Source organism: Pseudonocardia sp. KRD291 (genome assembly GCF_019263595.1).
Taxonomy (GTDB): Bacteria; Actinomycetota; Actinomycetes; order Mycobacteriales; family Pseudonocardiaceae; genus Pseudonocardia.
In genome coordinates this window covers 1-12876 of sequence record NZ_JADQDD010000178.1, presented here as the reverse complement: position 1 = coordinate 12876, position 12876 = coordinate 1, and the positions used below count along the sequence as shown (strand labels likewise).

The following is a 12876-nucleotide window of genomic DNA, read 5'->3' as shown; positions in this document are numbered from 1 at the left end:
CCGCCGACCTCACCCCGCCGGACGCCACCCCGGCGCCGGACTACGACGAGCACGGCACCCCGAGCCTGGACCACGTCCGGGACAAGATCGAGAGCCGCTACGCCACCTCGCTCGGCGCGGGCGAGCTGGCCGGGGACACCGACCGCGTCCGCGACGCCGACGAGCAGCAGGCCGAGCGCGAGAAGAAGGCCGCCGACCGTCTCGCCGAGATCCGCCGCTCCCTGGGCTGAGCCCCCGCCGCATGCGACGAGCGGTGCTCCCGTCGGAAAGGTTCCGACGGGAGCACCGCTCGTGGGGACGGGGTCAGGCGCCGGAGCGCTTGAAGATCTTGCTGCCGAGCCAGACCAGTGGGTCGTACTTGCGGTCGACCACGCGCTCCTTCATCGGGATCAGCGCGTTGTCGGTGATCTTGATGTGCTCGGGGCAGACCTCGGTGCAGCACTTGGTGATGTTGCACATGCCCAGGCCGTGCTCGTCCTGCGCGTCGAGCTGCCGGTCGGCGGCGTCGAGGGGGTGCATGTCGAGCTCCGCGATCCGCATCAGGTAGCGCGGGCCGGCGAAGTTCTCCTTGTTCTCCTCGTGGTCACGCACCACGTGGCAGGTGTTCTGGCACAGGAAGCACTCGATGCACTTGCGGAACTCCTGCGAGCGCTCCACATCGACCTGCTGCATCCGGTACTCGCCCGGCGCCAGGTCCTTCGGCGGCTCGAAGCTCGGGATCTCGCGGGCCTTCGTGTAGTTGAACGACACGTCGGTCACCAGGTCCCGGATCACCGGGAACGTGCGCAGCGGCGTCACCGTGACCGGCTCGTCGTCGGCGAAGGTGTTCATCCGGGTCATGCACATCAGGCTCGGACGCCCGTTGATCTCCGCCGAGCAGGACCCGCACTTGCCGGCCTTGCAGTTCCAGCGCACCGCCAGGTCGTTGGCCTCGGTGGCCTGCAGGCGGTGGATGATGTCGAGGACGACCTCGCCCTCGTTCACCTCCACCGGGTAGTCGACGATCTCGCCCTTCTCGTCGTCGCCCCGCCAGACCTTGAAGTGGTGCAGGTGAGATGTGGACTCGGCCATCAGGAGGCTCCCTCTCCGGCGCTGCCGTGATCGGCTCGGTGCCCGCCGAGCTCCTCGCCGGTGTAGTACTTCTTCAGCTCGTCGAGCTCGAACAGGTCGAACAGCTCCGGACGCATCGCGATCTGCTCCTTGCGGGTCAGCTCCACGTTGTCCTCGCCGAGTGCGGAGCAGACCAGCAGCAGGTGCCGCCAGTCGGAGTCCATCACCGGGAAGTCGTCGCGGGTGTGCCCGCCGCGGCTCTCCTGACGCTCCAGCGCGGCCTTCCCGACGCAGAGCGAGACGAGCAGCATGTTCCGCAGGTCCAGCGCCAGGTGCCAGCCGGGGTTGAACTCCCGGTGGCCGGACACCGAGACGGTGCGGGTACGGGTGGCGATGTCCTCGAGCTTCTTGAGGGCCATCTCCATCTCGTCTTCCTTGCGGATGATGCCCACCAGCTCGTGCATCGTCTTCTGCAGCTCCTGCTGCACCTGGAACGGGTTCTCCCCGCCGTCGGTGGCCGTGGAGAACGGCAGCAGGGCGCGGTCGAGCGCCGCGGAGACGTCGGCCTCGGCGATCGCGGGCGCGGCGCCCAGCGAGTCGACGTACTGCGCGGCGTGCAGGCCCGACCGGCGACCGAACACCAGCAGGTCCGACAGCGAGTTGCCGCCGAGCCGGTTGGAGCCGTGCATGCCGCCGGCGACCTCACCGGCGGCGAACAGGCCCGGCACGATCGACATCGCGGTGTCCGGGTCGACCTCGACGCCGCCCATCACGTAGTGGCAGGTCGGGCCGACCTCCATCGGCTCCTTGGTGATGTCGACGTCGGCCAGCTCCTTGAACTGGTGGTGCATCGACGGGAGCCGCTTGAGGATCTGCTCGGGCTTGAGCCGAGAGGCGATGTCGAGGAACACCCCGCCGTGCGGGCTGCCGCGGCCGGCCTTGACCTCGGAGTTGATCGCGCGGGCGACCTCGTCGCGGGGCAGCAGCTCCGGGGGACGGCGGTTGTTGTCCGCGTCCTCGTACCAGCGGTCGCCCTCCTCCTCGGTGGTCGCGTACTGGTCCTTGAACACGTCCGGCACGTACTCGAACATGAACCGCTTGCCGTCGGAGTTGCGCAGGACGCCGCCGTCGCCGCGGACCGACTCGGTGACCAGGATCCCCTTCACCGACGGCGGCCAGACCATCCCGGTCGGGTGGAACTGCAGGAACTCCATATTGATCAACGTCGCGCCGGCGCGCAGGGCCAGCGCGTGGCCGTCGCCGGTGTACTCCCAGGAGTTCGACGTGACCGAGTAGCTCTTGCCCACGCCGCCGGTGGCCAGCACGATCGCCGGCGCGTCGAAGCGCACGAAGCGTCCGTTGTCGCGGAAGTAGCCGAAGCAGCCCGCGATCTTTGCTGTGCTGTCTCCTTCTTGGCGTGTCTTGAACAGCTCGGTGATCGTGCACTCGTGGAAGACCCGGATGTGCGACTCGTAGTCGCCGGTGGCCTTGAAGTCCTCCTGCTGCAGCGACACGACCTTCTGCTGCAGCGTGCGGATCAGCTCCAGGCCGGTGCGGTCACCGACGTGGGCCAGCCGCGGGTAGGTGTGGCCACCGAAGTTGCGCTGGCTGATGGTGCCGTCGGGCAGCCGGTCGAACAGGGCGCCGTAGGTCTCGAGCTCCCAGACCCGGTCCGGGGCCTCCTTGGCGTGCAGCTCGGCCATCCGCCAGTTGTTCAGGAACTTCCCGCCGCGCATGGTGTCGCGGTAGTGGACCTGCCAGTTGTCGTTCGGGTTCGCGTTGCCCATCGAGGCCGCGCAGCCACCCTCGGCCATCACCGTGTGCGCCTTGCCGAACAGCGACTTGGAGATGATCGCGGTGCGCTTGCCCTGCAGCCGCGCCTCGATCGCCGCGCGCAGCCCGGCGCCGCCGGCACCGATCACGACGACGTCGTAGTCGTGCTGCTCGATGTTCTCGTCGGTATGGGCCTCGCCGGTGTGCGGAGCCGCGCCCTGCGTGACGTCCGCGCGCACCGATCCCGTGCTCTCGCTCATGTCGTTCACCCCACGATCCGCAGGTCGGTGATCCATCCGGCCGAGACGGCCATGATGTAGAAGTCGGTGATCGCCAGGCTGGCCAGCGTCGCCCAGGCGAACTGCATGTGCCGGGTGTTGAGCTTGGTGACGAAGGTCCACATCTTGTAGCGCACCGGGTGCCGGGAGAAGTGGTTGATCCGTCCCCCGACGCCGCTGCGGCAGGAGTGGCACGACAGCGTGTAGGCGAACAGCAGGACCACGTTGACCAGCAGGATGATGTTGCCCAGGCCCAGCCCGAACCCGCCGCCCGGCTTGAAGAACGCCTCGATCGCGTCGTAGAGGTTGATCAGGGTGATCAGGCCCGCGATGTAGAAGAAGTACCGGTGCAGGTTCTGCATGATCAGCGGGAAGCGCGTCTCACCCGAGTACTTCTTGTGCGGCTCGGCCACGGCGCAGGCCGGCGGGGAGAGCCAGAAGGCCCGGTAGTAGGCCTTGCGGTAGTAGTAGCAGGTGAGCCGGAACAGCAGCAGGAACGGCAGCGAGATCGCCGCGTAGGGCAGCCACCAGACGTCCGGGAGGATCTGTCCGAAGTGCGATGCCTCCGGCACGCAGCCGGTGGAGACGCAGGGAGAGTAGAACGGAGTCAGGTACCCGTACTCCGGCACGTAGTAGTAGTCCTGCATGAACGCACGCACGGTCGCGTAGGCGACCCAGGCCGCGAGACCGACCGCGTTGGCCAGCGGCGGTAACCACCAGCGGTCCGTGCGTAGCGTCCGTGCCGCGATCTGCGCCCGGCCGGTGGACGCGTCAGTGGTGGATGACACGCGGAGGAGCTCCTCTGTTTCGCCGACGTCGGTGTCGTCGTCCGGACACGACGTCGTGTCCCTGCTGTTTCACGGTGCCGCGGCGGTTCTCTCGCACGACAAGGTTGAGGCAGCGTACGACGGACATCACACGTGAGCCCGGTGAGGTTCACCTACGAACAGCAGCGAGAGACACGGGTCACACGATTCCGGCGGCCGTCGGCGACGATCACTCCCGATGACGGTCCGTGAGGCCGGACATCCGCAACGTGACGTTCAGCCGCCCGGACCGCAGACCGATCTCGGGTGGGCCGGCGTCGCTACCGAGCCGGGGGACCCCGTGGTAGGCGAACCGGCTCGCCCCGCCGAACACGACCAGGTCGCCGGAGAGCAGGTCGACGTCGGTGTAGGGCTTCCCGCGGTGCTCGGGGTTGCCGAACCGGAACACGCACCCCGCGCCCAGCGACAGCGAGACGACGGGTGCGTCGCAGCGCTCCTCGACGTCGCGGTGCTGACCCATCCGGGCGTCGCCGTCATAGAAGTTGACCAGAGCCACGTCGGGTGCGTAGTCCTCGGCGCCCCCGTCGTACGCCGCGGCCACCGCCTCCCGTCCGAGGTCGGCGAGCCAGTCCGGGAACGGCGCGACCGGCGATCCGTCCTGGTCGTCGCGGGTGCGCGAGTAGCGGTACGGGATCCAGTGCCAGCCCAGGCACACCGTGCGCACCGACATCGTGGCCCCGCTCGGCAGCGTCGCGGCCCGGATCCCGGGTCCCTCCGAGGCCCACGCCCGGCAGGCGAGCACCAGATCCCGTTGACGGTCGAGGTCCAGCCAGCCCGGGACGTGCACCGCCCCCGGCGCCAACGTCCGCCGCGGACGCGGGATCAGCTCGTACACGCTCCCCACACTCCTCCTGTCCGTGGCGCCCGCGACGAGGCCGTCGGCGCCGATCCGCTCAGGCCGGGACGGCGGGGCGGCAATCGCGGCAGGGGCGGTAGCCCTCGGCCAGGGCCTTCTCCACCCGGGCGAACGGGCGTCGGTGCGCGTCGGTGATCCGGCGGGCGTGGTGGCAGGTCGGGAAGCACACGACCCCGGTGGTGTCGCTGCCCAGGTAGTGCACGCCGCGGTCGGTGAGCCCGGCCAGGCGGTCGAGGTCGAGGTCCTCCTCGCGCAGCAGCGCCTGCTTGTGCTCCGGACCGAACATGTACTCCCCCAGCGCGCCGTCGCTGCGCACCACGCGGTGGCACGGGATCAGCAGCGGCACCGGGTTGCGGGCCAGTACCGATCCGACCGCGCGGACCGCCTTCGCACGTCCGGCCTCACGGGCGACCCAGGAGTACGGGCGCACCTGGCCGGACGGGATCCGGCGCGTCGCGTCCAGCACGTCGTGTTCGAAGTCGGAGAGTCCGCGCAGGTCCAGTCGGGGGCCCCCGGTGCGGCCGGTCAGCGCCGGGGCGAGTCCGGCGGGGCCGCGCCCGGCCGGGCGCAGCGGGCGGCCGAACCGGTCCCGGTAGGCCTGCGCGAACGCGTCCGGGTCGGACCCCACCGACTCGGCCGAGCGCACGAACTGCACCCCGTCGGTCGTGAACGCCACGAACACCTCGCCCAGCCTGCTCGGCGTGCTCAGCCAGCCGGTGAACACCTTGTCCTCCAGCCCGTCCGGTGCCTCGCCGGCCAGACCCGCCAGTGCCTGCTCGATCGTCGTCCCGGTCATCGGTTCCTTCCCTCCTCGCGCAGCCCGGGCCGGTTCTCGACCAGCGGGCGCAGTCGTCGCAGACCCCGGGACACGTGCGACTTCGCCGTCCCCTCGGGGCACCCCAGTACCTCGGCCACCTCGGCGGTGCCCAGCCCGACCACGTGCCGCAGCACGACGGCCGTGCGCTGCACCTCGGGCAGCTGCGCCAGCAGCGCGCCCAGCTCGCGCTGGACGTCGGCCGACTCGGCCCGCTGCTCGACGCTCGCGCCGCCTGCGGGCTCGTCCGCCGTCTCGAACGCCGGCGGTGGGGCCGGGCGCCGCGCCCGGTCCCGGGCGGCGTTGCGGGCCGTGTTGCGCAGGATCGCCAGCAGCCACGGCCGCAGGCGCAGGGTCTCCAGACGCCCGGCGTCGTAGCCGCGCAGTGCCCGGTAGGCCCGCAGGAACGCATCCGCGGCCAGGTCCTCGGCGTCGGAGCGGTCCCGCGAGAACTGCCGCGCCACCGAGTAGACGACGCCCCGGTGCTCCCGGACCAGCGCGGCGAAGCCGCCGTCGAGGTCCGAGACGAGATGCGCCCGCAGACGGGACTCCGCCTCGTCCGCCCTCTGGCCCACGTCGTCGACGATCCCACTCATCACGACGGGCTGAACCCCGGGCCGTCCGCGACGGTTGCGCTCCAGGACGCACACGCCGACGGCCCGGCACACCGCCGTGGGTGTGCCGGGCCGTCGTGTGGCCGTGCCGTCGTGTGACCGTGCCGGGACTCAGCCCCGGTTGCGCCGCCCCGCCACCGTCGCCTTGAGGTAGTCGCGGTTGAGCTGGGAGATCACGTCGAGCGGGATCTCCTTGGGGCACGCCGTCGCGCACGCACCGGTGTTGGTGCAGCCGCCGAAGCCGGCGTCGTCGTGGGTCTCGACCATGTTCACGACGCGCTCGTAGCGCTCCGGCTGGCCCTGCGGCATCTCACCGAGGTGGGTCAGCTTGGCCCCCAGGAACAGCGAGGCCGACCCGTTCGGGCAGGCCGCCACGCACGCGCCGCAGCCGATGCAGTTGGCCGCGGCGAACGAACGGTCCGCCGCCACCTTCGACACCGGGGTGGCGTGCGCGTCCGGGGCCGACCCGGTGTTCACCGAGACGTACCCGCCGGCCTGGATCACCTTGTCGAACGCGCCGCGGTCGACGACCAGGTCCTTGATCACCGGGAACGCACCGGCGCGGAACGGCTCCACGACGATCGAGTCGCCGTCGGAGTAGTGGCGCATGTGCAGCTGGCAGGTGGTCGTGGCCTTCTGCGGACCGTGCGGCTGGCCGTCGATCACCATGCTGCAGGCGCCGCAGATGCCCTCACGGCAGTCGTGGTCGAACGCGACCGGCTCGTCCCCGGCGAGGATGAGCTTCTCGTTGAGGACGTCGAGCATCTCGAGGAAGGACATGTCCTCGTCCGCGTCGACCTCGTAGTTGACCATGCGGCCCTTGTCGACCGAGTCGCGCTGCCGCCAGACCTTGAGGTTGAGTTTCACTTGTAGCTCCGCTGTGTCACTTGTAGCTGCGCTGGGTCGGGTGCACGTACTCGAACTCGAGCTCTTCCTTGTGCAGCACGGGTGCCTGACCGCGGCCGGTGAACTCCCAGGCCGCGGCGTAGCCGAAGTTGTCGTCGTCGCGAGCCGCCTCGCCGTCCGGGGTCTGGCTCTCGCCGCGGAAGTGCCCGCCGCAGGACTCGTTGCGGTGCAGCGCGTCCAGGCACATCAGCTCGGCCAGCTCGAAGAAGTCGGCCACCCGGCCCGCCTTCTCCAGGCTCTGGTTGAGCTCGGCCCCGGTGCCGGGCACCTTGACGTTGTTCCAGAACTCGCGGCGCAGCTCCGGGATCAGGTCCAGCGCCTTGCGCAGCCCCTCCTCGGTCCGCTCCATCCCGCAGTAGTCCCACATGATCTGGCCCAGCTCGCGGTGGAACGAGTCGACGGTGCGGGTGCCGTTGATCGAGAGCAGCGTCTCGACGCGGTCGTCGACGCTCCGGCGCGCCTCGAGCACCTCGGGTGCGTCGTCGGGGACCGGGTCGAGGTTGTTCGTCGCGATGTAGTCCCCGATCGTGTTCGGCAGCACGAAGTAGCCGTCGGCCAGGCCCTGCATCAGCGCGGAGGCGCCCAGGCGGTTCGCACCGTGGTCGGAGAAGTTCGCCTCGCCTGCCACGTAGAGCCCCGGGATGGTCGACTGCAGGTCGTAGTCGACCCACAGCCCGCCCATCGTGTAGTGCACGGCCGGGAAGATCCGCATCGGGACCTTGTACGGGTCCTCGCCGGTGATCCGCTCGTACATCTCGAACAGGTTGCCGTACTTGGCCTCGACGGCCGGGCGACCGAGGCGCTGGATGGCGTCGTCGAAGTCGAGGTAGACCCCCAGGCCGGACGGGCCGACGCCGCGCTTCTCGTCGCAGACCTCCTTGGCCGCCCGGCTCGCGATGTCACGCGGGACCAGGTTGCCGAACGCCGGGTACTTGCGCTCGAGGAAGTAGTCGCGCTCGTCGTGCGGGATCTCGTTCGGCCCGCGGTCGTCGCCGAGCTGCTTCGGGACCCAGACGCGGCCGTCGTTGCGCAGCGACTCCGACATCAGGGTCAGCTTCGACTGGTGGTCGCCGGAGACCGGGATGCAGGTCGGGTGGATCTGGGTGAAGCACGGGTTCGCGAACAGCGCGCCCTTGCGGTGCGCGCGCCAGGACGCGGTGACGTTGCAGCCCTTGGCGTTGGTCGACAGGTAGAACACGTTGCCGTAGCCGCCGGAGGCGAGCACGACGGCGTCGGCGAGGTGCGTCTCAACCTCGCCGGAGATCATGTCGCGGGTGACGATGCCGCGCGCCCGGCCGTCGACGACGATCAGCTCGAGCATCTCGTGGCGCGGGAACATGGTCACCGTGCCGGCGTGGATCTGGCGCTCGAGGGCCTGGTAGGCGCCGAGCAGCAGCTGCTGGCCGGTTTGGCCGCGGGCGTAGAACGTCCGCGAGACCTGCACGCCGCCGAAGCTGCGCGTGTCCAGGAGGCCGCCGTACTCGCGGGCGAACGGGACGCCCTGGGCGACGCACTGGTCGATGATGTTGCGGCTGATCTCGGCCAGGCGGTGCACGTTCGACTCCCGCGCCCGGAAGTCGCCGCCCTTCACGGTGTCGTAGAACAGCCGGTAGACGCTGTCGCCGTCGTTGCGGTAGTTCTTCGCGGCGTTGATCCCGCCCTGCGCGGCGATCGAGTGCGCGCGGCGCGGGCTGTCCTGGTAGCAGAACGTGCTGACCTGGTAGCCGGCCTCGCCGAGGGTGGCACTCGCGGCGCCGCCGGCCAGGCCGGAGCCCACGACGATGATCTTCTTGGACCGCTTGTTGGCCGGGTTGACGAGCTTGACGCCGAACTGGCGCCGCTCCCAGCGGGTCTCGATCGGCCCGGAGGGACCGGCCTTGTCGACGACCGGCTCGCCGGTCTCGTAGTCGCTGTAGTTGACGGGCGTGGTGGTGTGCGCGTCAGTCATGGGTCAGACCACTCCGAACGTGACGGCGAGGGGGACGGCCAGGAAGCCGACGGTCAACACGACCGCGAACACGGCCGAGAAGATCTTCAGCGGGCGCTCGCGGCGGTTGTTCGACGCGCCGAGCGTCTGCAGCCCGGACCAGAGTCCGTGCCGCACGTGCAGCCCGACCGCGACCACGGCCAGGACGTAGAACAGCGTCACGTACCAGCGCGAGGGCGCGAAGTCCGCGGCGACGTTGTCGTAGACCTGCAGGTGCACGCCGTTCGGGTTCAGCGTGCCGGTGGTCAGGTCGAGCAGGTGGTAGACCACGAACAGGGCGATGATCACCCCGCCCCATCGCATGGTCCGGGCGGCGTAGCTGCCCTTCACCTTGTGGTTGCCGCCGGCGTACTTCACCGGGCGCGCACTGCGGGCCCGCAGCGTGAGCAGCACGGCCGACCAGATGTGCGCGATCACCGACACCGACAGCACGACCCGGACGAACCAGAGCACGCCCTCGTAGGGCACGGCCGGCTCGAGCAGCGTGCGCAGCCAGGCCGCGTACGCGTCGAGGGCGGGGCCGCCGAAGAAGATCTTGAGGTTCCCCACCATGTGCAGCACGAGGTACAGCAGCAGGAACGCCCCACTGACCGCCATCACGAACTTGAGCAGCACGCCGGGGAGCTTCGGCCGTCGTCGGGCCGGGGCGGAGGGACCGGGGTCCTTCCGCGGAGATTTCTGGGACGTCACTGTGGCCACGACGCCAGTGCACATATCGAAGTGGGGGGCGGTCCAATGCATCGGTCGGCAGTAACCGATAGCCGTACGCTATACCCGTGACACTTCAGCAGCTCCTGTACTTCGTCGCGGTTGCGAACGTGCGGAGCTTCACTCGGGCGGCCGACCAGTCGGGTGTGTCCCAGCCGACACTGAGCCGGGCGCTGCGCTCGCTCGAGACCGAGCTGGGCTCCCCGCTGGTCAACCGTGGCACGACGGTCACGCTCACGCCCGCCGGGGAGGTGGTGCTCCCGCTGGCCCGGCGGATGCTCGCCGACGCCGAGATGGCGCGCACGACGGTCGCCGAGCTCGTCGGCCTGCAGCGCGGCCGGGTCCGGATCGGGGCGACGCCGTCGCTCTGCATCGGCGTGCTCGCCGACGTCCTGCGGGTGTTCCACCAGCGCCACCCGGAGATCCACGTCGAGCTGGCCGAGGACGGGTCGCAACCGCTGGTCACCGACCTGGTGCGCGGCGACCTGGACATCGCGCTGGTGATCGTCCCGCCGGACGGCGTCGACCCGGCCCTGCACACCTCACCGCTGCTGCGCGAACGTCTCTCGGTCGCCTCGCCGCGCGGACGCCGACCGCTGACCACCCGCGGTTCGATGAGCGTCGCCGAGCTGTCCCGGCACAGCCTGGTGATGGTGCGCCAGGGCTACGACCTGCGCGAGGTGACGTTGCGGGCCTACGCCGTGGCCGGGGTGACGCCGCGGATCGCGGTGGAGGGCGGGCAGATGGACGCGGTGCTGCGGATGGTGGAGGCCGGGACCGGCGTCGCGGTGGTTCCCGACCTGGTGTTCGCCGGTCGTCCGCGACTGCGCCGCACGATTCTCACCCCGGCGCTGCACCGGACGGTGGCGCTGGCCCGCCGCGCCGACATCGCGCCCAGCCCGGCGGTGACGGCGTTCGCGGACACGCTGCTCGAGCACCTCTCGGAGACCGAGGTGCGCGACGGCATCGCGACCGACGTTCAGGTCCTGCCCCGGCACCGCACCGGGCGGGAACTGCTCGAGTGAGCGCGGCCCCGCACGGCGGGCCTAGTCTCGCCGGTGTGACCGACGCCGACCTGCGCTTCTACTTCGACCCGGTGTGCCCGTTCGCCTGGATGACCAGCAAGTGGGTGCGCATGGTCGCCGAGCAACGCGACTACTCGGTGGAATGGCGGTTCATCTCGCTGCGGCTGCTGAACAGCCACATCGACTACGCCGCGCACTTCCCACCGGAGTACGAGGCCGGGCACACGGCGGGGCTGCGGCTGCTGCGGATGTGCGCCGCGACCCGGGAGGCCCACGGCCCGGAGGCGGTCGACGGCCTCTACGCCGCGCTCGGCGCGGCGGTCTTCGACCGGGAGCCGGTCCCGGACGAGGCCGGGTTCCACGCCCGTCGCGGCACCGCGGAGTTCGTGGCGCCCGTCCTGGACGGCCTCGGGCTGCCCGGCGGACTCGCCGACGCGCTCGACGACACCTCCCGCGACGCCGTCGTCCAGGCCGAGACCGACGAGGCGCTGGCGCTGACCGGCAAGGACGTCGGCACGCCGATCCTGCACTTCGAGCCGCCGGAGGGCGTCGCGTTCTTCGGCCCGGTGATCAGCCGGCTGCCGTCCGAGCAGGACGCGGTCCCGCTGTGGGACCACGTCGTCGGGCTGGCCCGGTTCGGTGGCTTCGCCGAGCTGAAGCGGAGCCTGCGCGAGCTCCCCCAGCTGCGCGCGCTCGGGGTGCCCACCGACGAGGTCGGAGTCACCCAGGACTGGCACGGCGGGAGCCGGCGGCAGAAGAAGTAGCGCTCAGGTGGGCGCGCTCGCCCTGGACGCCGAACATCGCCAGCGTCTCCGCGGGCTCCTCGCCCGCACTGCCGATCCAGTGCGGCTCCCGGGTGTCGAACTCGGCCGCCTCCCCCGGCCCGAGCTCGAGGTCGCGCTCACCCAGTACGAACCGCACCCGGCCGTTGAGCACGTAGAACCACTCGTAGCCGTCGTGGGTCTGCAGCTCGGTCGTGACCGCCCGGCCGGCCGGCGGGTAGATCACCTTGAAGGTCTGGACGCCGCCCGCCCTGCGGGTGAGCGGGACGAAGACCAGCCCGTGCCGACGGACCGGGCGCAGGTGGATGCGCGGGTCGCCGGTCGGCGGGGCCTCGACCAGGTCGTCGAGCGGCACCCCGTGGGCCCGTGCCAGGGGCAGCAGCTGCTCCAGGGTCGGGCGCAGCCGCCCGTTCTCCAGCCGGGACAACGTGCTCGAGGTCAGGCCGGTCTCCCCGGCCAGGTCGGACAGGGTCGCACCGCGCGCCCTGCGCAGCGCCCGCAGCCGTGACCCGACCCCGGCCAACACGTCCCGCTCGACCGCACCCATGACGCCATAATGCGGATCCGCAAGTTTCCTTGCAAGTATGACATCACCGCCCCGACGCTGATCTTGTGAACGCACACGACAGCACCGAAGCGGCCCCCGACACCGACGGCGCCACTCCCGGCGACGACCCGCGGACCGACGCCGACGCGACCCGGTTCTGGGAGGAGCTCTACGGCGCCCGCAGCACCTGGGGCGGCCGGGCGAACCCCCTGCTCGCCGAGACCGTCGCGTCCCTGCCTCCCGGCACGGCACTGGACCTGGGCTGCGGCGCCGGCGGCGACACGACCTGGCTCGCCCGCCGGGGCTGGGACGTCACCGCCGTGGACATCTCGGGCACCGCCGTCGACGCGGTCCGGGACCTGGCCGCCGAGCTCGGCCTCTCCGGCCGGGTCACCACCGAACGGCACGACCTCGCCCGGACCTTCCCCCGCGGGGAGTTCGACCTGATCTCGGCCCAGTACCTGCACACGCCGTTCACGTTGCCGCGGCACCGGGTCCTGCGCAGCGCGGCGGAGGCGCTGCGGCCCGGTGGGCTGCTCCTGGTCGTCGACCACGGCTCCGTCGCGCCCTGGTCGTGGAACCAGGACCCGGACACCCGCTTCCCCTCCCCCACCGAGATCGCGGCGGAGCTCGACCTCGACCCGCAGCGCTGGACGATCGTGCGGGCGGACATGCCCCGGCGCCCGGCCACCGGCCCCGGCGGCGAGAC

At 70.9% G+C, this 12876-nt stretch carries 14 protein-coding genes; 4 read left to right on the top strand and 10 right to left on the bottom strand.

What is annotated here, in order from left to right; genetic code table 11:
- Nucleotides 1–230: hypothetical protein (locus I4I78_RS21700; RefSeq protein ID WP_218613299.1), on the top strand; the 230-nt coding region annotated here is incomplete at its 5' end.
- Between the two features lie 73 nt (nt 231–303).
- Here the strand turns inward: I4I78_RS21700 and I4I78_RS21695 are convergent.
- The 9 genes from I4I78_RS21695 to I4I78_RS21655 form a co-directional block, all read right to left on the bottom strand.
- Nucleotides 304–1071, bottom strand: coding sequence for a succinate dehydrogenase/fumarate reductase iron-sulfur subunit (locus I4I78_RS21695; RefSeq protein WP_218613296.1), 768 nt, complete (start codon nt 1069–1071; stop codon nt 304–306).
- Nucleotides 1071–3083 carry a fumarate reductase/succinate dehydrogenase flavoprotein subunit gene (locus I4I78_RS21690; RefSeq protein ID WP_226380183.1) on the bottom strand — a complete coding sequence of 671 codons (2013 nt, stop codon included), beginning with the start codon at nt 3081–3083 and terminating at the stop codon, nt 1071–1073. The genes I4I78_RS21695 and I4I78_RS21690 overlap by 1 nt, the downstream gene beginning before the upstream one ends.
- A 5-nt stretch (nt 3084–3088) precedes the next feature.
- Entirely contained in the window at nt 3089–3889 is an 801-nt protein-coding gene (locus tag I4I78_RS21685; RefSeq protein ID WP_218613295.1) for a hypothetical protein, read from the bottom strand.
- Between the two features lie 208 nt (nt 3890–4097).
- Nucleotides 4098–4763, bottom strand: coding sequence for an alpha-ketoglutarate-dependent dioxygenase AlkB (locus tag I4I78_RS21680; RefSeq protein WP_218613294.1), 666 nt, complete (start codon nt 4761–4763; stop codon nt 4098–4100).
- Between the two features lie 58 nt (nt 4764–4821).
- Nucleotides 4822–5580: a methylated-DNA--[protein]-cysteine S-methyltransferase gene (locus I4I78_RS21675; RefSeq protein ID WP_218613293.1), complete on the bottom strand. Its 759-nt coding sequence runs from the start codon at nt 5578–5580 to the stop codon at nt 4822–4824.
- Nucleotides 5577–6173 carry a sigma-70 family RNA polymerase sigma factor gene (locus I4I78_RS21670; RefSeq protein ID WP_308252282.1) on the bottom strand — a complete coding sequence of 199 codons (597 nt, stop codon included), beginning with the start codon at nt 6171–6173 and terminating at the stop codon, nt 5577–5579. The genes I4I78_RS21675 and I4I78_RS21670 overlap by 4 nt, the downstream gene beginning before the upstream one ends.
- Before the next feature lie 150 nt (nt 6174–6323).
- Nucleotides 6324–7079 carry a succinate dehydrogenase/fumarate reductase iron-sulfur subunit gene (locus I4I78_RS21665; RefSeq protein ID WP_218613291.1) on the bottom strand — a complete coding sequence of 252 codons (756 nt, stop codon included), beginning with the start codon at nt 7077–7079 and terminating at the stop codon, nt 6324–6326.
- 16 nt (nt 7080–7095) lie between these two features.
- The gene (locus tag I4I78_RS21660) at nt 7096–9066 is read right to left on the bottom strand and encodes a fumarate reductase/succinate dehydrogenase flavoprotein subunit (RefSeq protein ID WP_218613290.1); all 1971 of its coding nucleotides are present in this window, start codon (nt 9064–9066) and stop codon (nt 7096–7098) included.
- Nucleotides 9067–9069: 3 nt separating this feature from the next.
- Complete coding sequence (locus tag I4I78_RS21655; RefSeq protein WP_308252281.1) at nt 9070–9720, bottom strand: succinate dehydrogenase cytochrome b subunit; 651 nt, start codon at nt 9718–9720, stop codon at nt 9070–9072.
- Nucleotides 9721–9881: 161 nt separating this feature from the next.
- Between I4I78_RS21655 and I4I78_RS21650 the strand changes: the two genes are divergently transcribed.
- Together I4I78_RS21650 and I4I78_RS21645 are read left to right on the top strand one after the other, a co-directional pair.
- A complete protein-coding gene (locus I4I78_RS21650; protein ID WP_218613289.1) occupies nt 9882–10838 on the top strand; it encodes a LysR family transcriptional regulator in 957 nt (318 codons plus the stop codon).
- Nucleotides 10839–10873: 35 nt separating this feature from the next.
- Nucleotides 10874–11602, top strand: a complete 729-nt coding sequence (locus tag I4I78_RS21645; protein WP_218613288.1) for a DsbA family protein — start codon at nt 10874–10876, stop codon at nt 11600–11602.
- On the opposite strand, the gene I4I78_RS21640 is transcribed toward I4I78_RS21645, so the two are convergent.
- Nucleotides 11559–12167 carry a helix-turn-helix domain-containing protein gene (locus I4I78_RS21640; protein WP_218613287.1) on the bottom strand — a complete coding sequence of 203 codons (609 nt, stop codon included), beginning with the start codon at nt 12165–12167 and terminating at the stop codon, nt 11559–11561. The two genes, I4I78_RS21645 and I4I78_RS21640, sit on opposite strands and share 44 nt — an antisense overlap.
- Before the next feature lie 65 nt (nt 12168–12232).
- Between I4I78_RS21640 and I4I78_RS21635 the strand changes: the two genes are divergently transcribed.
- Nucleotides 12233–12876: cyclopropane-fatty-acyl-phospholipid synthase family protein (locus I4I78_RS21635; protein WP_218613286.1), on the top strand; the 644-nt coding region annotated here is incomplete at its 3' end.

Excerpts from the sequence above, each read along its gene's own strand:
- I4I78_RS21675 (WP_218613293.1), bottom strand. The coding sequence starts at position 5,580 with ATGACCGGGACGACGATCGAGCAGGCACTGGCGGGTCTGGCCGGCGAG.
- I4I78_RS21690 (WP_226380183.1), bottom strand. The coding sequence starts at position 3,083 with ATGAGCGAGAGCACGGGATCGGTGCGCGCGGACGTCACGCAGGGCGCG.
- I4I78_RS21695 (WP_218613296.1), bottom strand. The coding sequence starts at position 1,071 with ATGGCCGAGTCCACATCTCACCTGCACCACTTCAAGGTCTGGCGGGGC.
- I4I78_RS21660 (WP_218613290.1), bottom strand. The coding sequence starts at position 9,066 with ATGACTGACGCGCACACCACCACGCCCGTCAACTACAGCGACTACGAG.
- I4I78_RS21640 (WP_218613287.1), bottom strand. The coding sequence starts at position 12,167 with ATGGGTGCGGTCGAGCGGGACGTGTTGGCCGGGGTCGGGTCACGGCTG.